The 20557-nt window shown below is 56.4% G+C and carries 10 protein-coding genes, 2 pseudogenes and 1 riboswitch; of the genes and pseudogenes, 6 read left to right on the top strand and 6 right to left on the bottom strand.

Annotated features, from left to right (window positions below; translation table 11 throughout):
• Window positions 1-125: 125 nt before the first annotated feature.
• The 3 genes from ACYQ01_RS10505 to ACYQ01_RS10495 all read right to left on the bottom strand — a co-directional run bounded on the left by ACYQ01_RS10505 (window position 126) and on the right by ACYQ01_RS10495 (window position 2676).
• Window positions 126-464 (bottom strand): NHLP leader peptide family RiPP precursor, encoded by a 339-nt coding sequence (locus ACYQ01_RS10505; protein ID WP_459933792.1) that lies wholly within the window; start codon window positions 462-464, stop codon window positions 126-128.
• A 27-nt stretch (window positions 465-491) separates the two neighbouring features.
• Window positions 492-2012 carry a radical SAM protein gene (locus tag ACYQ01_RS10500; RefSeq protein WP_459933791.1) on the bottom strand — a complete coding sequence of 507 codons (1521 nt, stop codon included), beginning with the start codon at window positions 2010-2012 and terminating at the stop codon, window positions 492-494.
• A gap of 217 nt (window positions 2013-2229) precedes the next feature.
• The gene (locus tag ACYQ01_RS10495; RefSeq protein ID WP_459933790.1) at window positions 2230-2676 is read right to left on the bottom strand and encodes a sigma 54-interacting transcriptional regulator; all 447 of its coding nucleotides are present in this window, start codon (window positions 2674-2676) and stop codon (window positions 2230-2232) included.
• A 173-nt stretch (window positions 2677-2849) separates the two neighbouring features.
• On the opposite strand from ACYQ01_RS10495, the pseudogene ACYQ01_RS10490 reads away from it, so the two are divergent.
• Window positions 2850-3413, top strand: a pseudogene (locus tag ACYQ01_RS10490) (transposase); the annotation flags it as partial.
• Window positions 3414-3455: 42 nt separating this feature from the next.
• On the opposite strand, the gene ACYQ01_RS10485 reads toward ACYQ01_RS10490, so the two are convergent.
• Complete coding sequence (locus ACYQ01_RS10485; RefSeq protein ID WP_459933789.1) at window positions 3456-4802, bottom strand: L-serine ammonia-lyase, iron-sulfur-dependent, subunit alpha; 1347 nt, start codon at window positions 4800-4802, stop codon at window positions 3456-3458.
• Window positions 4803-5105: 303 nt separating this feature from the next.
• Here ACYQ01_RS10485 and ACYQ01_RS10480 point away from each other — a divergent pair, with 303 nt between their 5' ends.
• Window positions 5106-5378 (top strand): hypothetical protein, encoded by a 273-nt coding sequence (locus ACYQ01_RS10480; protein ID WP_459933788.1) that lies wholly within the window; start codon window positions 5106-5108, stop codon window positions 5376-5378.
• 88 nt (window positions 5379-5466) lie between these two features.
• On the opposite strand, the gene ACYQ01_RS10475 is transcribed toward ACYQ01_RS10480, so the two are convergent.
• Entirely contained in the window at window positions 5467-5982 is a 516-nt protein-coding gene (locus ACYQ01_RS10475; RefSeq protein ID WP_459933787.1) for a DUF4405 domain-containing protein, read from the bottom strand.
• A gap of 780 nt (window positions 5983-6762) precedes the next feature.
• A riboswitch (cyclic di-AMP (ydaO/yuaA leader) is annotated at window positions 6763-6892 on the top strand.
• 45 nt (window positions 6893-6937) lie between these two features.
• Between ACYQ01_RS10475 and ACYQ01_RS10470 the strand changes: the two genes are divergently transcribed.
• Entirely contained in the window at window positions 6938-8857 is a 1920-nt protein-coding gene (locus ACYQ01_RS10470) for a potassium transporter Kup (RefSeq protein WP_459933786.1), read from the top strand.
• A 29-nt stretch (window positions 8858-8886) separates the two neighbouring features.
• Here ACYQ01_RS10470 and ACYQ01_RS10465 read toward each other — a convergent pair.
• Window positions 8887-9531: pseudogene (locus tag ACYQ01_RS10465) on the bottom strand (IS630 family transposase); the annotation flags it as partial.
• Window positions 9532-10089: 558 nt separating this feature from the next.
• Between ACYQ01_RS10465 and ACYQ01_RS10460 the strand changes: the two are divergent.
• From ACYQ01_RS10460 to ACYQ01_RS10450, 3 genes are all read left to right on the top strand, one after another.
• On the top strand, window positions 10090-15762 hold the full coding sequence (locus ACYQ01_RS10460; RefSeq protein ID WP_459933785.1) for a transporter substrate-binding domain-containing protein: 5673 nt from the start codon (window positions 10090-10092) through the stop codon (window positions 15760-15762).
• Between the two features lie 104 nt (window positions 15763-15866).
• Entirely contained in the window at window positions 15867-16721 is an 855-nt protein-coding gene (locus ACYQ01_RS10455) for a PhnD/SsuA/transferrin family substrate-binding protein (protein WP_459933784.1), read from the top strand.
• Window positions 16721-20554 (top strand): response regulator, encoded by a 3834-nt coding sequence (locus ACYQ01_RS10450; protein WP_459933783.1) that lies wholly within the window; start codon window positions 16721-16723, stop codon window positions 20552-20554. Before ACYQ01_RS10455 ends, ACYQ01_RS10450 begins: the two co-directional genes overlap by 1 nt.
• Window positions 20555-20557: the final 3 nt, after the last annotated feature.

The raw sequence follows: 20557 nt of genomic DNA, 5'->3' as shown, positions 1-20557 counted from the left end.
GGCAAGGCGCGAGAAAAAGTCAAGCCCGCAGTGGAGTTGACCTATATGAGAGTTTGGCTTTTCTGCACCGCAGCCAGCAAGGTTTTTCCAAGAGGCTCCAAGGGATTAGCTCACCCGGAGGCCCCTCAGGCTGAATACTCCAAGCATTCCGACATACCACAGTCGCAAGCGTCTCTTGGGCAGTTATTTATATGTCCTGACTGGCTGGACAGTCCTCCGCCACCAGAAACGCTATCCAAAAAATTCTCATCCAACTCGTCTGCATTGCGTTTCTGCGGTATGACAAAATAATATACTTTTTCAGTATTCTCCACGACCTTTACCTCAAGCCCCCCTGGAACTGCCAGCCCATGCTCTTTGAAAACGGATGTGGCGTCGGCGAGCAAGCGCTGCTTGAATGATTCATCTTCCCAAGCCTTCTTGACGATCTGTCCCATCTTCTTGCTCTGTTCTTCTTTGGACATGACTCGCTCCTTCGGTTTTCGACACGGTTACAGGTGCTGTTCCTTCAATGCGCAAGAGGGAACGCTCTCGGACTCCGTCAGTGCTCCCGGCCCCAGGCTTTCGGTCTTGCACTCTTTGAAGAAGGCCTTGACGTATTCCTTGTCGGCATCGTCCAGCTGGCAGTACAGCTTGACGACGGCCTCGAAATCCGCCTTTCTTTCCTGACAATACAGCTCCTCAGGTCTGTGAATATCCCCGGTTGTGGACTTGTTGTGGTAGAAGCAGCCGCCTCCGCAATCGTTGCGGGCGTAGCAGCTCCGGCACGCCGGAAGGGTGTTCACGACCGCCCGATGGTAGTCGTTTATTTCACCGGCCACGTAGTCCACGATGTTTCCCAGGCGCATATCCGGCAGACCCGTAAAGCGGTGACATGGATAGATGTCCCCATTCACGGAGATTGCCAGACACGTCTTGCCGACCGTGCAGCAGTAATACCGCTTTCGTCCAAAGACGAGAGCGGCCAGACTCTGCAAGGCTATGCCGAAGCCGTACTCGGCCATGCGGCGCTCCCGGATGGCGACGAGCAGTTCCTCGGCCTCCCGGCGGCGAAATGTCACCATCCGTTCTTGCCGGGCCTTGCCCGCCCCCTCGGCGGCAGGTTCGGCAGGGCAAGCAGACAGAAGGACCGGCGAGGCAGGGTACATTTTAAATGAGGTAAACCCGGCTTGCAGCACGCCTTCCTTGACAGCGAAGGGGTCGGCGTCATCCAGGAGCGTCGCCCTGGCCATCACAGAGGGATAAATTCCCCGCAGCTTTTGAACATTGGCCCTGACACGGTCGTAGGAACCGGAGCCGTCCTTGAATGGGCGCTGGCGGTTCTGGTAGTCCGGCGGGCCATCGAAACTGATCAGGGGATTGATTTTTTCCTCCTTGAGGAAGGCGATGACTTCGTCGGTGAGGAGCGACCCGTTGGTGGTCAGGCCGAAGGTGATCTCCTTGCCCTTGTCCGCCGCCTTCTGCTTTGCATAGGCGACGACCTTGCGCAGGAGGGGAAAATTCAGAAGCGGTTCTCCTCCGAAAAAAGTGATGTGCAGCTTTAAGGCGCTCCCGGAATTCGCCACGAGCCACTCCACCGCCTTGAACGCGGTGGATTCGTCCATCATCCCCCTGTCCGCGTATTCGCCGGCCTGGCCATAGCAATAGACGCAACGCATATTGCATTCCTGGGCGAGGAAAAGAGAAATGGACACCACCGGAAATTCGGGCTTTCGGGAGGGGGACTGCGCTTCGTCGGCGGGCTTGGGAGCCGCAGGCTGGTCCTCGTCTTCGCCGGCGACGAGACCCAGGCCGCGCAACTGAGCCATGAGGGGTTCGGGAATCAGAACGCCAGGGTCAAGCGCCAGCCGACGGATCGCGGCAGCCAGCCGGGGCGTGAGGGGATGGGCTGCGGGGCGCTCGACATCCACGATGCAAGTATTCGCGGGATCGTCAATAATGTGAAATTCCCGCAGGGCGACATTGCCGAAAAACGTGCGACCTTCGATTTCGATCTCGTATGGGCCGAGCACAACTCCCCCTGGAAATTTTAAGTCTCTGTATCTCTTGTTGGTTCTTTAAACAACCAGATCCCTTGTATCCTTCCGGTGCGATGTGCGTGGTCGCACAAAGGGATGGCGTTGAGTCCTCAGTCTGCCGTCGTCTCGGGTGGACGCGTTGGGGTAAAAAATTCCTCCAACTCGACAATTGCAAATTGCATGCAATTCCCAGTCCGCGACCAGCTCAATTTCAGGGGCGGGGTTGTCCCCTGCCCGTCATTTCGGACCGCGAAACGACTTGTAGGGAATGGCGTATTTCTTGATGCGCAGTCCCAGGGGCCTTCGGGTAATTCCTCACCTCGTCGAGAAAAATGGTGCCCCCGTTGGCCTCTTCGAAGCGTCCCTTGCGGGCCTGGCTCGCTCCGGTGAACGAGCCCTTCTCGTGGCCGAAGAGTTCGCTTTCCAGAATGCTCTCGGGGAGCGCGGCGCAGTTGAATTTGACCATCGGTCCACCCGGCGCGACGCCTTCGCCGTGGATCGCGTCGGCGATCATCTCCTTGCCGACTCCGCTTTCGCCGAGCAACAGCACGGTGGTGTTGGTTTTGGCCACCTTGGTGATCAGGGCGAAGACCTCCTCCATCACCTTGGGAGCGCCGATGATCTTGGCCGGTTTGAACCGGGGCTTGAGCTTGCCCATGAGCTCGCGCGTCTGGCGTTCCCACTGGACCTTGAACTCGTCAGCCGCGAGCTTGGCGTCAGGGCGACGGAACTCAGAGAGTGGCGCGATACGTTCCTTGAAAGCGGTGAAAGCGGATTGAAACCTCGTCCCGCCAAGGAAAGCGTCGAGGTTGCCCGGCTCCAGTCCAAGATCGGCGACCCAAGGCCCATACCGGCACGATCAGAACCGGGCGCGTGGACGAAATGTGGGGCACGGACATGACCACAACCATGGCCCTTGCGGAAGGCAATGCCTCGATATTTTTCGCCATCGATCATTGCTCGCTGGAGTTGGTCAGCATTCATGCCGCCAAGCGGGGGACCCGGCTGGAAGCCCTGGAGCCGATCCAGCAGGGCGTGCGCCGAAACTTCGGAGCATTCGGAAAGAATGTGGCGGCCGGGCTGACCCTGCGCCATGACCACGGCAGCCAATTCCTCTCGGAGGACTTTCAGCGGGAGATCGCCTTCCTGGGGATCAAGGACTCGCCGTCCTCCGTGCGCGAGCCCCAGGGCAATGGCATCGCCGAGCGTTTCGTGCGCATCCTCAAGGAGAATCTGCTCTGGGTGCGAGGCTTTCAGACCGTCGAAAACCTGCGCCAAGGCCTTCTAGCCTTCAAGGAAACCTACAACACCCGCTGGCGGGTCGGACGGCATGGCTACAGGACGCCCGAGCAGTACCGGCAGAAGCTCATGGCAGCGGTCGAAAAGGCCGCATGAATTTGGGGAAAAATTGTCCAAGAAACCCGGGAACGCTACAAATTACAGAAGAGTCTGCGCCGCGTACTTCTTGTTGAGCATCACGTCCAGGACCGCCGGGTCCAGGCCGGTCAGGCCTTCACGAACCACCTTGCCCAGGTTGCGCATGGTCTGCTCGGGACTTTGGTCCACGATCCCGTCGGTGGCGCGCACCACGCAACCGCTGATGGCCAGCAGCCCGTTCTTTACGGCGGAACCTGCCAACTCGGCCACCTTCAGAGCGCAGCTGGTCTTGGCCCCGTCGCAGCAGACCGGGGTGAAACAGGCTATGTGGTTTTTCACAGCCCCGCCCACGGCCTCGGCCGAGCCTCCCAGCAAGTAAGCCGTGGCCGCAGCCACGCCTGCACCGGCGGCCACGCCGCTCCCACACAAACAGGAGAGCCTGCCCACCCCAGCCTTGATGCAGCAGGTGACCAAATAGGAGAGCATCACCGCCTTCATGGTCAGGCTTTCGTCCTCCAGGGTGGCGTAGCGGGCCACGGACACCACCGGGACGCCTGCCGCGATGCATTGATTGCCCGACCCAGCCAGGGTCATGGCCGGCAGCGGCACGCCTCCCATGCGCGAGTCGATCCCCGCCGCCGTGCGGATGGAGGCCCACAAGGCCATATCCTCCTTGAGAAGCCCGCGGCGCATGAGGCTCAGTTGCGTGCGGCCCACGGCAATGCCCGGCCCGCGTGACAAGCCGTACTCCACCAAGGCCAGGTTCAGGTCGATTCCCTCGCGAACATAGCGGATGTCCGAGGCGTCCATTTCGTCCAGCAGGTACGTGAGCTCGGTGATGGTCATGCCCAGCAGCCACTCCTGAAGCTCGGGCAGAAGCTGGTCACCTGTCTTTCTTTCGGAGGCCGCGTCGCAAGGCAGTTCCTGACCGTCCACGCTGCGGTACGTGATCGTGTCATGGCAGCCGGATACCACTGCCGTGGCCGTGCGGCCGCCTGACACCACGGTGGCCTTCACGTACAGGCCCGTGGCGCCCGTGGCGATGGTTGCCGTGGCTTTGCCCTGGTGCAGAAGCTCTCGGGCCTTTTCAAGGCCCCTTGGCTCCACCCCGGAGAAGACCTCCAGTTTTTTCGCGGGATCGCCGGCCACCGCTCCCATGGCCGCGGCCAGGGCCACCCCGGCAGAAAACCCTGAGTGGGGGATGATCACGCCCATGGCGTTCTTGTAGATGTTGGGATCGGTCTCTACCGTGACGGAGTCGATCTCGCCCGGCTTGAGTAGGGCGGCGGCCACGGCTGCGCACAGGCCGATGGCTGCAGGCTCGGTGCAGCCCAGGCCCGGATCGGTTTCCAGAAGCAGAATCTGGCGGGCGTTGTTGTGCAGGATGTCCTTGATAGAGAGTCCCATTGTTACCTCCGGGTATGTGCGGAAGGGCGCGTTGCAACGCTTGAATGTATATGGCGCCGTTCGTGGCGGAGCTTGTCCATGTGGTTGCTGATATGGTGACGTGGCTATCAGTCTGTTGAAAAATCTTTGCTGGCTGCGTTGCTGCGGAAAACGCAATCCCTCAACGGATGCCAACTCCGCTTCGGGCTTGACTTTTTTGCGCGCCTTGCCAGCACGTTTTTTAAACAGGCTGCACGAATCGACTTTTTGGGCGGGCTGCTATCCCTTTCACGAGGGGCGTCCTTCCCTGTCCCGGAGCAGCCCATGCCTGACAGCTCAAATTCCCCTGTCATTTCCAGCGACGCGCGCGTCGACGGACTGGCTGACGGCGTCCTGATCGACATCACTTGTTATATTGCGAAATCCTACGGCCTCCAACGGCCCTTCGCCGTCTCGGATGCGCTCTATCACGGGTATGTCGAGCCTCCTGCTGACCTGGAAGCCCTGGGACAGTCGCTGAAAGGACGCTTTCATGACCTTCTGCCCCTGGCAAACGTCGCCGATAGAAGGGGGATGGGCGAAAGCAGGGCCTCCTGAAGGTCATGTTTCTCATGTGTCCGAGAAGACGGAGGCGGCGCACGTCCGTACTCTGCGGTCTACCGTCAATAGTGTCGGCTTCCGTATTCTATTGCAAGAGCCGGCGCCACCGTCTCGCCACATGAATGACCGAGCCGATCAGGAACGCGATCCCCAGCCAATTATGTATGTCGATCCAGGCATGGTAACTCCTGCTCCTCAACGGCGCTCCAGGCATCGTGATCCACGGATAGAACCCGGCAAATATCACGCATGCCCCAACGACAAAGAGCAATGCCTGCTCAAGGCTTCTTTTTTTAATCTTCTCTGGCAGGTTGGATGGCCAGCGCCCAATAATCGACACTATATATCGTCTATTGTTGAAGACATGAATCCCAAAGCCGACAAGAAACGCCAGGGCGGCCATCTGGTGGATGGTCAGCCAAAAACATTTCCCCAGCCCGAGCAATGCGTTTCTGCCGGATCCAGCCCCTGCATGAAACTTGAAAAACAAAATCAGCCCTGTCCCAAAAACCAAAACAGAGATAGAAGCGTTGATTTTGTTTACAGTTTTTCTGTCAAGTTTAGCGAGTGCAGTTCCAAGCGTTTGAAGATGAAGACTCATACAGTGCCTCTCCTGGCGGTTAACCTAGATTTTTGCTTTTCACGATGGAAAGAAGTATATGGTTTTCCAACAAAAATGCAACACGCTCCCGCCGGACTCAATGCGTGTATGATCGAGCGGTTTCGCGAGCAGCCTGTTGATAAATCCTTGCTGGCTGCGTTGCTGCGAAAAACAAGCAAACCCACAACGGATGCCAACTCCGCTTCGGGCTTGACGTTTTTGCGCGCCTTGCCAGTAAGTATTTTGAACAGGCTGCAACAATCGCCTGTTTCAACGGGCTGCTAGCCTGGCAGGAGCTTGGACCTCGGCCCCAAAGGCTTCCCGAACTGGGCCTATTTGCTTGGACAGGTTGGCGGCCTGGCAAAGCTCTCGTCCTGTGGGTGCGTCTGACGCCTTGGAGGCCGAGTGGCCCTCCCGGTATACGTCCATGGGGCGGCGACCGTCAAAAGCCGTATGCGATCGCTGCCCATTGAAGAAGCGGAACCAGGCTCCAAGCGCCTGGCGGGCCTGGCCGCCGATTTCGAATTCCCGCAGGGAGACGCACTCCCCGACCGCCCGCCGATGCGGACAGAGGCGATATCGGCGCACCACATCGGATCCGGCCGTTTGATCGCAAGACAACGCAGTAAACACGGATAGATTTTGTGTCCTGGATGCGACGGACTGCTCTTGGTCTTCTGGGAGTTCGCCGTCAGCCCCTCCCCCTTGAGCGCCGCCCAGCGGACCGCCTCCACGGACGCAGCACCTCTTGTTGACACCTGCCGGTCGCAAGCGTAATTTTTCGAAACATCGCTGAGTTCCGCGAAGAGCGGAAGCGGGGGACCCACACTTTGGGGCGTATCGCATTCGCGTAGGGCACCTTTCGGCCCGAGCCCGTCAGCTAACCTCGTAAGCGTCGAAGGGAGACCTCCGTATGGATGGGGGCATCCCACATCCTTTGACCGGAGGTCTTTCCATGGTTTCGTCATGCCTTCCCAGGCTCAACGAGTCTGGCGACGTTCACGTTCAATCGTCCAGCCCTCGGACCGCCTCCCTCGCACTCGCGGCGCTTGGAGTTGTCTACGGAGACATCGGCACAAGCCCCCTCTACACGCTCAAGGAATGCTTCCATGGCATGCATGCCGTGGCTCCTTCCCAGGCCAACGTGCTGGGCGTGCTCTCCATGGTTTTTTGGTCGCTCACCATGGTGGTGAGCTTCAAGTATGTGATGTTTATCCTGCGTGCGGATAACAAGGGCGAGGGGGGCATCTTCGCGCTTCTGGCCATGTTGCGATCCGGGCCCGCCACCAAAAGAAAAAGCTGGCCCTTCATGATCCTTATGGCCGCGTTCGGGGCGTCACTGCTGTATGGAGACGGGGTCATCACTCCGGCCATCTCGGTCCTCTCGGCCGTGGAGGGGCTGGAGGTGGCCACAGAGGCGGCGCGTCACTTCGTGGTTCCCATCACCTGCTTGGTGCTTGTGGGGCTGTTTGCTCTCCAGAAGCAAGGTACTGCGGTCATTGGAAGGGTGTTCGGCCCGGTGATGATCCTCTGGTTCGTGGTGATCGGCGGACTCGGTTTCATGGAAATACTGGACCGCCCCGTGGTGCTGACGGCGATCAACCCCCTGTACGCGATCGAGTTCTTCAAGCTCAACCATCTGCATGGCATTGTAGCGCTTGCCTCGGTGGTCCTGTGCATCACCGGTGGGGAAGCGCTGTACGCGGACATGGGCCATTTCGGAAGAAAACCCATCCGGCTCTCCTGGTACGCGGTGGTGCTGCCGGGCCTCTTGCTGAACTATTTTGGCCAGGGCGCGCTTATCCTCTCGGAGCCTTCAAAGTCCGCGAATCCCTTTTACGGCCTGGTTCCCGAATTTTTTCTCTACCCCATGGTGGGCTTGGCCACGGTGGCCACGATCATCGCCTCCCAGGCGCTTATCGCCGGGGTATACTCGCTCACCCAGCAGGCCATCCAACTCGGGTTCATGCCGCGCATGCGCATCGTGCATACTTCCGCGCGCGCTTACGGGCAGATCTACATGCCCTCGGTAAACTGGATGCTCATGGTCGCCTGCATCGGACTTGTGCTGGCCTTTCAGGAGTCCAGTCGTCTGGCGGCTGCCTACGGTATCGCGGTGACGGCCACCATGGCCATCACCTCGGGCCTCTATTTCGAGGTGGCGCGTTTGAATTGGCGTTGGCCCTTGTGGAAGGCCTCGTCGCTTCTGGTGATTTTTCTTTTTTTCGATATTTCGTTTTTAGGTGCGAACTTGCTCAAGATCGTGGACGGGGGCTGGTTCACGCTGAGCATGGCGTTGGTCGTGCTGACGGTGATGATCACATGGCGCGACGGGCGAGAACTCATGGCCAGGCATTATGCCATCATGCGCCTTCCCATGGATATCTTTCTGCATGACCTGGAGGAATACAAGCCGCAACGCACTGAAGGGACCGCCGTCTTCATGTCGATCTCACCGACGGGCGTTCCGCACACGCTGTTGCATTATTTCACACACAATGACACCCTGCACGGACGGATCATTTTGCTTTCCGTGGTCAGTGCGGAAACCCCAAAGGTCGATCCGCAGAACAGGCTTGATATCAAGGACCTTGGTCAGGGCTTCTACCGCATAGTCGCCCACTATGGATTCATGGAGACGCCAAGCGTGCCGGAAATTTTCGAGCTCGCAAGCCAGGCTGGCTTGCAGTTGGATATCTACTCCACCTCGTTTTTCCTCGGTCGAGAAACGATTCTTGCAACAGGAACATCAAAGATTTCCCAATGGCGCAAAGTCATTTTCGCGTTTATGTCACGGAATGCATGGAACGCCACATCGTTCTTCCATATCCCCCCCGGGCGGGTGGTGGAGCTGGGCAACCAATTAGAGTTGTAAGAGGTGTTCGGAGGGAGATAGCGGCCGCACAGAGTCTTCAGGAATTTCAAGAATTCCTCATGGTTCGAGCTCTCGACGCAACGGCCTTCGATTGTCCCGGAGTGCATGGCGAGGGCGGCCAGGAGGCATGTCGTTCCGTTGCGTTTGTGGGTGGCCGTCAGGCGTTTCGGGTTGCCGGGCCGCATGGGTAAGAGCGGCTGGGTTCGGTCAAGCGCCTGAATTTGCGACTTTTCGTCCACGCAGAGCACCAAGGCCTTTTCAGGTGGATTCAGGTACAGACCCAGGATGGCCGCCTGTTTTTCTTGAAACTCCGGATCCGGACTTTTGCCGCACCAATACTTGGTTTTGTGAGGTTTGATGGCCCCCACGGCCAGGATTCTCTGGATGGCGGATTTGCTGTGACCGGTGGCCTCGGCCAGTTTGCGCACGCTCCAACGACTGCTCCCATCGGGCGGAGTCGTGCAAGCCAGAGCCACCAAGGCGACTCGCTCTTCGGGCGAGATGGAAAGCGCCCGCCCACGCCCAGGCTTGTCCTGGAGTCCCTCCAGTCTCAGCTCCAGGAACCGTTTGCACCACTTGTGACAAATTCTGAAGCTCAGCCCGGTTTCGCTTGCAATCTCTTTGAGGCTCAAGCCGCTTGCGGCGAGAAGAATCACCCTGGCCCGAAGCGCCATGCGCTGCTCGCTTTTCCTTGAACCTGCCCACATCTTGAGCGTCACGGACTGCCCAGAAGTCAAATCCACCCGAATGCGTGCGCCCATACGCTCTTTTACGTGGAAACCATTGTATATACGTTCTTGAGGGACGCAACACTGGCTAACTAATTGGAATGAGTTCGAACTCAAGCAGAAGCGGGACAGATTCTCACTTCGAGTTAGTTCTGAACTGGCCGCTGCGCACGACAAACGTGTAGCCATTCCAATGGGGCAAATCGAAGAACCGTTGAACTTTCTTGCTCGCTGTGTTCAGAATGATGGAGTCTTGCGTTCCGCGAAATAGCTGTCTCGCTGCCCGATAAGATATGCAAAGAATTACAATTAGCCGTTGACTGGTTCCTTCAAGGTAACTTATGCAAATAAATTCCTGATGTCCTATGGATATATTTTAAGGCTAGGATACGCCGCAGAAACGCATTTTGGCCATCTGGCCGATGAAGAGAGCTTGAAAGCCTTACCGCCCAAAAGTTTGGAGGCACGATCATGAGGCCCTGTACCCGCAAGAGGCTTGCTCTGTTGTTCAGCACATTGCTTGCCTGCCTCATATCGTTCGCACCCTGGTTTCCGTCAAGCGTAAACGATACATTTGCCAGCCCTCCCGAACAGCATCGTTTGGCGTTCATCAAGAAGCTCACTGCGGAAGAAAAAGCGTGGCTCCAGAATCATCCCGAGATTTCTTTCGGCATCTTGAACGCGTGGCCACCCATGGATTTTGTGAATGGCGAGAAAAAACCGTGTGGGATCGGAGTGGACTATATCAACGCCATGAATCAAAGACTCGGGGGGATCATCAAGGTGGTTCCCGGGTCTTTCAAGGCCAATCTGGCGGCGGCGAAAGAAAAGACACTTGATGCTCTCATGGATATCACTCCCACACCCGATCGAAAGAAGTATCTCGATTTCACCCGTCCCTACCTTGATATTCCGCACGTGATCGTGACCCGCTCAACGGGATCGACGTACAAGAGCGAAAAGGACCTGAAGGGCAAAACGCTGGCGCTGGAACATGGATTCGGCAACGCCAGGCACTTCCGGGAAAAGTATCCGCATATAAACGTGGTGGAGTACCCCGACACCACCGCCTGCCTGGTCGCCGTTTCCAAGGGCGAGGCGGACGCCTATGTCGGAAACCGCGCCGTGGCGACCTCTCTCATTGCCCAGGAATTGTTGCCCAACCTTCATGTGCAGGGGGAGTTGCGCAAGGAAAGGGCGATTCTGTGCATCGGCGTACGCCGGGACTGGCCCGTGCTCGCCTCTCTTCTTGACAAGGCGCTTGCCGATCTCACCGTGGACGAAGTGAATGCGATTCATAGACGATGGACAGGGGGTGCTCCAGACACCGCCAAAGCGGCGACGATACCACTTACGCAGGAAGAACATGCTTGGCTCGCCGAACACCCGGTCATTACAATTGGCATTGAGGAGAGTTGGGCGCCTTTTGTCAACAGGAAAAGCGATGGAAGCCTGGAAGGATACGATGTTGATTTTCTGGACAGGATCAACACGTTGACAGGCGCTCACCTGCAATTGGCGGCTGGGCAATGGAAGGATGTTGTCGAACAGGCGACAAGGAGAGAAATAGACGGACTGGCGGAGTCTGCCGTCATCGAAAGCCGACGCAAGCATTTTCAGTTCACCGCTCCATACAACGTTGTGGAATACGCCCTTGCCACAACTCCTGAGAAAGCCGCCCTGATTCATACGACATCCGACCTGCGGGGAAAGCGGATCGCACATCTTAAAGGGAACATCTGGACAGGAAAAATACTTGCTTCAATAGGAGAGGTGCGGACAGTCGATGCGGTATCCGCAGAAGAGGCTTTTCGGTTGGTCCTCGAAGGCAAGGCGGATTTCGCGCTTGTCCCTGTCCATCAATACTTCTCTTTGAGGAGCGTATACCATCAATCGTTTGTTTTTGCACACGTGTTCAGAGAGGAACAGCATGTTCTTCATCCCGTATATTCTATTCGGAGCGACTGGCCGGAGCTTGTCTCCATTATCAATAAAGCACTTGCCGCAATTGGTGAGAGTGGAAAAAATGCTATTTTTGAGAAGTGGGTGCCCGCTGGGGGGGGATATTCAGCCCTGCCTTTGCGGGAAAAGAACCATTATTATACAGCGAAATACATACTCTCGGCTTTGGGCTCCATTTTTCTGGGCATGGCTGCGATTATCGCCATGGCTTGGCTTGTAAAAGGGCGGCCCAGACAGCTCACCATCAGAGATTCCATTCTTCTGATTTCCTTTGTGTATGGGGCGCTGATCGCCGCCTCTTCCGCCTTCGTCATTTTGCTCATGCAAACTCATGAACACGAAGACTCCGTCAATGCCTTGAATATCGAATCCCTCAATCTGGCTTGGGAGCTCAAACAATCTTCGGATGATTTGACGCGCCTTGCCCGCACATACGCCGTGACGGGAGATCCGAAGTACGAACAGTACTTTCGGGACATCATGGCCATGCGCGATGGCAGGCAGCCTCACCCGAAGCATTACAGTCCCTTCTACTGGGACTACGTGACCGGAGGCAGTGTCGAACCGGACCAAGGCGGTGAAACATACAGCATCGAAAAAAGGATGACCGGGCTCAAACTTTCCTCAGAAGAAGTCTCAAAACTGACTGAGGCCAAAAAAGAGTCCGATGATCTGATCAATCTGGAAGACATCGCGATGAACGCTGTCAAAGGATTGTATAAGGATGAGAATGGCCGGTTCACGGTCAAAGGCCATCCTGACATGGCGATGGCGCGCAATATATTGCATGGAGAGGAGTACCACAAGGCAAAAGCCAAAATCATGCAGTTGATCGAGCAGTTTCATGCCCTGCTAAAGATGAGAATCGCAGACGAAAAGGATCATTTGCGTATACAGAATGAAACTATCAGTCTTGCGATTACGATACTTATCGTTGTGACGTTTGGATTTTCCATCTATGTGTTTTTCCTGGTGAGACGCCGTATCATCTCTCCTCTTGCCTTGCTCGAGAAAGGGACGCAAGCCATTAAAGACGGGGACTACTCCTACCATCTTGACATCAACTCAAAGGATGAGATCGGCTCTCTGGCCACAGCCTTCAATTCCATGGCAAGCGGCATAGAACAAAACTCGTCCCGCCTGCACGCTATAATTGAGTCCATAACGGATGGGATTCTCGTGGTCTCCACCGACAAGAGGGTAACCGCCTACAATTTGCAGTTCCTTAATATTTGGCAGCTTGACCAGGAGCTCGTTGAAACAGGAGATGACAACATCCTTTTACAGGCGGTCTTGGACAGGCTGGATGACCAAGAATCTTTTCTGGAGCGTATCCAGTATCTCTATGTCAATCCGGAGGAAGAAGACTTCTGCACAATCCTGTTGCGCGACGGCCGGGTTTTGGAGCGGTATTCCAGGCCGCAACGGCTGGGCGACCAGATTCTCGGCCGGGTCTGGAGCTTTCGGGACATCACGGAGCGCCGCCAAGCCGAGCAGGCACTCAAGGAGAGCGAAGAGCGGCTGCGCGTCATTGTCGACAACCTTCCCAGTTCTGTCATCCTCAAGGATCGCAACGGCCGCCATCTCATGGTCAACACCTTTTTTGAACAGGCCACCGGAATTTCCTCGGAAAAAGCGCTTGGCCGTACGGATGTCGAACTCTTCCCGCCGGGATTTGGCCAGGCCCTCATGGACAAGGACCGGGAGATTATTGAAAGCCGCACGGCGGCAAGTTTCGAGTGGCAATTTTCGCATCCCGACGGGACGAAGCACTCCTACCTGACCACCAAAGTGCCGCTACAAGACAAGCAGGGGGAAGTCTTTGCCCTGGCCGTGCTTTCCACGGACATAACCGAGCGCAAGTTGGCCGAGGAGAAGGTAAAGAAAAACGAAGCGCAGCTGCGCACCATCTTTGAGAACTCTCCCATCGGCGTGTTGCATTTCAGCCAGGAAGGGACTGTCATCAACTGCAATGCGCAAGCCGCCACGATCCTTGGAGTCACGCGCGAGCAGCTTTTCGGTTTCAGCGCCGCGAGCAAGTTTACCAACAGTGAAATTGCCGTCGCCCTGCATGAAGCCATGGGAGGAAAAAGGGCAAGCGTTGAGGGCGAATATGCCCCGGTAGTGGGGAGCAAGCCGACATGGCTGCATTTGATCTTTTCGCCAGTGACTCCCGGCGCAGCCTCAAGCGAAGTCATTTGCATCGCGCAAGATATCACGGGACGCAAGAAAATAGAAATGGAGCTCCTGCGCGCCAAGGAGGCCGCCGAAGTAGCCAGCACGGCCAAAAGCAGTTTTCTTGCCAACATGAGTCATGAAATTCGTACCCCGCTCAATGGCGTGATCAGCATGTTGAACCTGCTCGAAGAAACGCGCCTGACCAACGAGCAGCACGAATTCCTCAATATGGCGGGCACTTCCGCGGAATCCCTTCTCGCGGTCATCAACGACATTCTCGACTTTTCCAAAATCGAAGCCGGCCACCTGGAGCTCATGCCCCATCCCTTTGACCTCGAACAGGAAACACATCGCCTGGTGTCGTTGTTCGCTTCCCGGGCGAATGAAAAAAAGATTGAGCTGCTTGAACGCTTCGATCCCTCGGCCCCGCGCATGGTCGTGGGGGATAAGCTCAGAATCCGCCAAGTGCTGTCCAACCTTGTCTCCAATGCGATCAAATTCACGGATCACGGGCATGTGTTCTTGGACGTGCGGAAGGTGTTCCTGGATCAATCCCGCCTGGGGCTGCGATTCGTGGTGGAGGACACGGGCATCGGCATCCCAGAAGAGAAGCAAGGGAACATTTTTGACCAGTTCACCCAAGTGGATGAATCCGCAGCCCGGCGGTTTGGCGGCACCGGCTTGGGCCTTGCGATCTGCCGCCATCTGGTCGAAATGATGGGCGGGACCCTGCAAGTGACAAGCACCCGCGGAGAGGGGTCCACGTTTTTCTTCGAGATCACGCTGCCATTGGGCGACGAAGAACAGAGCAGGTCCGGTGAACTGTCTTGTCTGCAGGGAAGACGAATCCTGGTGGTGGACGCGAGTCCTGTCACTCGTCGGATTTGCTCGGAGTTTCTCAATACATGGGGGCTGACCCATGACTTGGCCGATGGAGTCGGTCCCACTTCGAAACATATCGAAGGCTTCCCGCAAGATTCTTCGCCCTATGACTGCATTTTGATAGACTGCGTTCCAGACGATCTGAACACGTTTCATTTCTTGCGGGGCCTTCAGGAAGACAGTCGCTTCTCGCAAACGCGCTTTCTTCTCATGACCACGCTCGCAGACCACGAACAAATACCATGCCAAGATATTCCCGGAGTTTGCGGGGTGTTAACAAAGCCGTTCTCCGCCAGTGATCTCTATAACGCCTTGTGCGGTTGTATGACTGATGTGGCCGCACTCGATGAGCAAGCGGCCTCGACGGAACAGGATACCGAGGAGGCATTCCCTATTGCCCGGCAGCAAGCCGCCCTTCCGGTGCTGCTGGTGGACGACCATCCCATCAACCGCCGGGCCGGCTCCCTGCTCCTGGCCCGTCTGGGGTGCGCCGTGACCATGGCGGAAGATGGGAGGAAAGCCCTGGAACTCTTGCGCGAACACCATTTCGCCATGGTCTTTATGGATGTGCAGATGCCGGTCATGGATGGATTTGAGGCCACCCGGGCCATCCGTCAGCTTGGGGGACGATTCGCCACATTGCCCATTATTGCGCTCACAGCAAATGCTATGGAAGGCGATAGAGAACGCTGCCTGCGTGCCGGAATGAGCGATTATTTACCCAAGCCCATGCAGAAGCAGGCTCTTGTGGAGATACTGGAAGCCTATCGGGCAAGCTTCGCAATCCCGGACGCGCAAGGCAATCCCCCGACACCCTTTTCTCCATTTGATCCGGAGAAGTTGATTTCTCGGTATGATAACGACACAGATATGGCAAAAGAGTTGCTCGACATATTCCACAAGGAAACGCCGCAGGAGTTGCTCCGGCTGAAGACGGCAATATCCAACAGAAGCATGGATGCCAATACCATAATACACCGCCTGAAAAGCCCATGCGCCTACGTTGCGGCCGAGGATATGGAACGAATTTGCAAAGACCTGATGCATGCCGTTGACAATGGGCGATGGGAACAGGCTGACACGCTTTACCAGGACCTTGTTGAAGCATGGAAGGGGTTTGAAGTGGACAGCTTGTCCTGGCTGAAAACCTTGTAAAAAGTGCATAAGACGAACGGCACATGTGAGCGCGTCAACAAGGCGGTTCTGATTGGCTGGAGTATCAAGCCGAAACGACTCGGATTCGAACTGGACAAGTACATATGGCGAGATTGATAATACTATTTATTGCGAGTATGTTTCTGTTCATAACGCAAAGCAACGTTTATGCTCAAGCGGTTGTGTTCGCTCCACTGCCAATGGAAAACAAGGAAACGGTGATCAAGGAATTTGCTCCACTGGTTGCGTTCCTTTCCACGGTTCTTGGCAGTGAGGTCGTTATCGACTACAGCGAGTGTTACGCGGATATACTCGACAAGTTTCGCCGGAATCAAATCGATATCGCCTATCTCGGACCATTGCCCTACGTGTCCTTGAAGGCGGCTGCTCCACAGGCTGTTCCCTTGGTGGGGTTCAAGGAAAAGTCAGGCAATACCACGTATACGTGTTGCCTTGTGGCCATGGCCGACGCCGTCCCGGACCTGAACAAGATGACGGGGAAAAACGTCGCATTGACCCAGCCGTTGTCCACGTGCGGCTTTCTTTCCGTCAACGGACTTCTGGCCAAGCACGGAAGCACGTTGTCCAACAACTTCTATAGGTATCTCAAGAAGCACGACGAGGCCGCATTGTCCGTCGTGCGCGGCGAATACATCCTTGGCGGGCTCAAAACAGCCATAGCGCGCAAGTATGCCCATCTCGGCCTTGTTGTCGTCGACGAAACAGAGCCCATGCCTTCGTTCGCCTTGATCGCCAACGCCAACCGGCTTTCCCCCCAGGCAATGGAACGCATACGGGATGCGCTGGTGCGGTTGGACCCGTCCGGCAAGGACAAGGTCACGCTGCAACGGTGGGGGGAGAACACGCGTTACGGAGCCGTCCCCATCAAGGATGCAGATTATGATTCGGTGCGCAAACTTTTGAAAAATACCGTAATCCCGCAAAAAGGGAACTTCTGATGATGGAGCGATTGCGTCGGACAGCCTCTCGTCACGTAGTGATTACGTTCTTCGTCATCATGTGCGGGATCATAGCCTTTTTGCTGTACAGTAATAAGACGCAGAAAGAAAGGGCGCACTTCTCCGAGCAGTTAAGCAACCTTGATATCGCCTACCGCGCCAGCGTGCGTATGTATCGTTTGGCCATGGACGGATTGTTCGCCAACAGAATCAATCAGCCGGACGTTCTGGATTTGGTCGCACGGGCCGAGGATGCAACGCCTAGCGAGAGAAATCTCATTCGAGGAAAGCTGTACCGTCGTCTCGAGCCGGCCTATCGATCCATGCAGGCCCAGAACCTGCGGCAAATGCATTTTCATTTGGCAGACGGATCAAGCTTTCTGCGGTTTTACTTGCCGGATCGCTATGGCGACACCCCAACCGATGACCGCCCTTTGATTCTGCTCTCCAACGCCTCACACAACGTGTTGTTCGGATTTGAGATCGGCCGGACAACCGGCGGCTTTCGTTACGTGTATCCTCTTTGGAGCCAGGGCAGGTTCCTGGGCAGCGTCGAGATGGTGATGACATCCAAGGCCATACGGGACGCCATGGCCGAACTTGACCCCTCGCGGGAATTTCTTTTTCTTTTGTCTCGCCCGTTGGCGGACCGATTGCTTCTCCCAGAGCAACGAGAGCTTTATGCTGACGCAACGTTGCATCCTGGGTATCTTGTGGAAGCCAATAACGAAAACCTTGAGAACAGCCCGCCGTCTTTATCGGAAGCGGTTTCCTCGCTCAACAATAAGCTGCGCACCAGCCAAAGCGTGCAAAACGCCATGGCTCAAGGTCTTTCTGTGGCCACCTCTGCCGAGACCAACGGCGTTTCGTATTCCATTGTGATTTTGCCCTTGAAAGATGTGAAGGGTCACATCTCGGGGTACATAGTCAGCTACGCTCCCGACCCTGTGGTGAAGAATTTCACTGTGGAGTTTTACCTTTTTCTCTCCGGCTCCCTGATCGCGCTGGCGCTCATCAGCATTCTGCTGGCCCGCCTGCGGGAACGGTCCCAGGCGTTGAAAAGCGAGCAGTCGCGCAAGACCGCCATGTTCAACGCCCTGGCCGAGGGGGCGTACGTGCAGGACGACCAGGGCGTGATCACCGAGGTCAACCCGGCGGCCAGCCATATCCTGGGCTATTCCTACGACGAATTTATCGGCCAATCGGCGCACGAACTGTTGCACCGCCACGAAGACAACGACTGTCTTCCTCGGGAACAGTGCCCTTTTTATCTCAAAATACACGCCGGCGAACCGTACGATTCAACGGAAACCTTCCGGCATAAAGACGGACGCCTGTTGTTGGTGGAGGTCGCCAGTCGGCCTATTCTCAAGGAAGGCGAGGCCACGTATTCCATTTCGGCCTTTCACGACGTCACCCATCGCATGGAGATCGAACGGGAACTGCGCGAAAGCGAAGAACTGCAACGCTCCGTGATGGAAAGCCTGCCCATCGGCATGGTCATCATCGATCCGAAGACACGCGTCATTGAACAGGTGAACTCCGCGGCGGCCTTCATGTTCGGCGCGCCGCCCGAAGCCATCTGCGGCCATCGCTGTCATCAGTTTCTTTGCCCGGCCAACGAATATGCCTGTCCCATCGGCGACCTCGGGCAAACGGTGGACAACTCCGACCGACTGATGATTCGCGCGGACGGCTCCGAAATCCCCGTGCTCAAGACCGTGACGGTCATCTCTTTACGCGGAGAACCCAAGTATCTTGAGTGTCTTGTGGACATCAGCGCACGCAAGGACGCCGAGGACAACCTCATCAAGGTCAACAAGGAGTTGGAGCTGGCCATCGCCAAGGCGGAACGGCTGGCCGAAAAAGCCGCCGCCGCCAGCACGGCAAAAAGCAATTTTCTGGCGAACATGAGTCACGAAATTCGCACGCCCCTCAATGGTGTGATCAGCATGCTCAACCTGCTCGAAGAAACACGCCTGACCAACGAGCAGCACGAATTTCTCAACATGGCGGGTACTTCCGCCGAATCTCTCCTCGCGGTCATCAACGATATCCTGGACTTTTCCAAAATCGAGGCGGGACATCTGGAACTCCTGTCCCAACCCTTTGACCTTGAACTGGAAACACACCGCTTGATGGCCTTGTTCGCTTCACGAGCGAACGAAAAAGATCTTGAGCTGCTCGAACGCTTCGATCCCGCGGCCCCGCGCACGGTTGTGGGAGACAAGCTTCGCCTTCGCCAAGTGCTTTCCAACCTGCTGTCCAACGCGATCAAATTCACGGAATATGGGCATGTGTTTTTGGACGTGCAGAAGATATTTTTGGATGAAGCCCGCCTCGGCTTGCGCTTCGTGGTGGAAGATACGGGCATCGGTATTCCCGAAGAAAAGCTTGGAGACATTTTCGACCAGTTCACCCAAGTGGACGAATCCGCCGCGCGCCGCTTCGGCGGGACGGGGTTGGGGCTGGCAATTTGTCGTCACCTCGTTGAAATGATGGGCGGGACTCTGCAAGTAAAAAGTACATACGGCGAAGGGACCACCTTCTTTTTTGATATCACGCTGCCGCTGGGCGAGGAAAAACGAGAGCGCTCGGCCGAGTTGCCCTTCCTTCACGGCATACGCATTCTGGTCGTGGATCCCAGTCCGATCAACCGCCGCATCTGTTCCGACCTGTTCAACACCTGGGGAGTGGCGCACGATTTGACCGACGGGGTCAGCTCGGCCTGGAAACAGATTGAAGCTTCCCTGGAGAGCGCTTCCACCTATGACTGCGTTTTGCTCGATCACTCCCCAGGCCATTTAAGCGATTTTGATTTCATAAAAGCGTTTCAACAGGATGCCCGATTCCTGCAGACACGCATCATCCTCATCGCCTCCCTTGGAGTCCACGAGGAAGCGCCGTGGATCGATCATCCCGGCGTTTGCACTGTTTTGACAAAACCCTTTTCCGCCAGCGACCTCTACAATGCCTTGCGCAGTTGCATCGCGGAGATTGCCGATCATGAGGAGTGGACTGGCGTCGGCGAACAGGACGCGGGCATGGCCTTTTTGGATTCTCAGGATGCCCCGCGCCTCCAAGTGCTGTTGGTGGATGATCATCCCATCAATCGCAAGGCCGGTTCCCTGCTTCTGACCCGCCTGGGCTGTGACGTGACCATGGCGGACAACGGCGCGAAAGCGTTGGAGCTGGTGCGGGAGCGTTCCTTCGACATGGTGTTCATGGACGTGCAGATGCCGGTCATGGACGGCTTTGAGGCCACGCGGGCCATTCGCCGACTTGGCGGTCGTTTTTCCTCGTTGCCCATCATAGCGCTCACGGCAAACGCCCTGGAGGGCGACAAGGAACGTTGCCTGCGGGCTGGAATGACGGACTATCTGTGCAAGCCCATGCAGAAGCAGGATCTTGTGGAGCTGCTCGAAAACTACAAGAAGCAGCCCGGAGTCAATGGGGAGCATGCTGGAGCCAGTCCCGTCGGACAACGTTCCGTCTTCGATCCGGATGCCCTTGTTGCGCGCTATGAAAACGACCTGGACATGGCCCGAGAGCTTCTTGCGCTGTTTCGGGAAGAAACTCCGGGAGAAATTCAAAAGCTGCATCACGCCATAAAATGTCATGATGCAGAAGCGGACACCGTTGCGCACCGACTGAAAAGCCCGTGTGCGTACATCACCGCGTATCGGATGGAACAGCTCTGTAAAGAGGTTATGCACGCTGTTGGCAGTGCCCGTTGGGATCAAGCCGAAATGCTGTATGACGAGCTTTCTCTTGCATGGAAGGATTTTGAAAAGGCGAGTTCCGATTGGCTGGAAGCTCCAAGCACTCTGTAATGC

Source organism: Fundidesulfovibrio butyratiphilus, from assembly GCF_054657235.1.
This window is presented reverse-complemented; position numbering and strand designations above follow the sequence as displayed.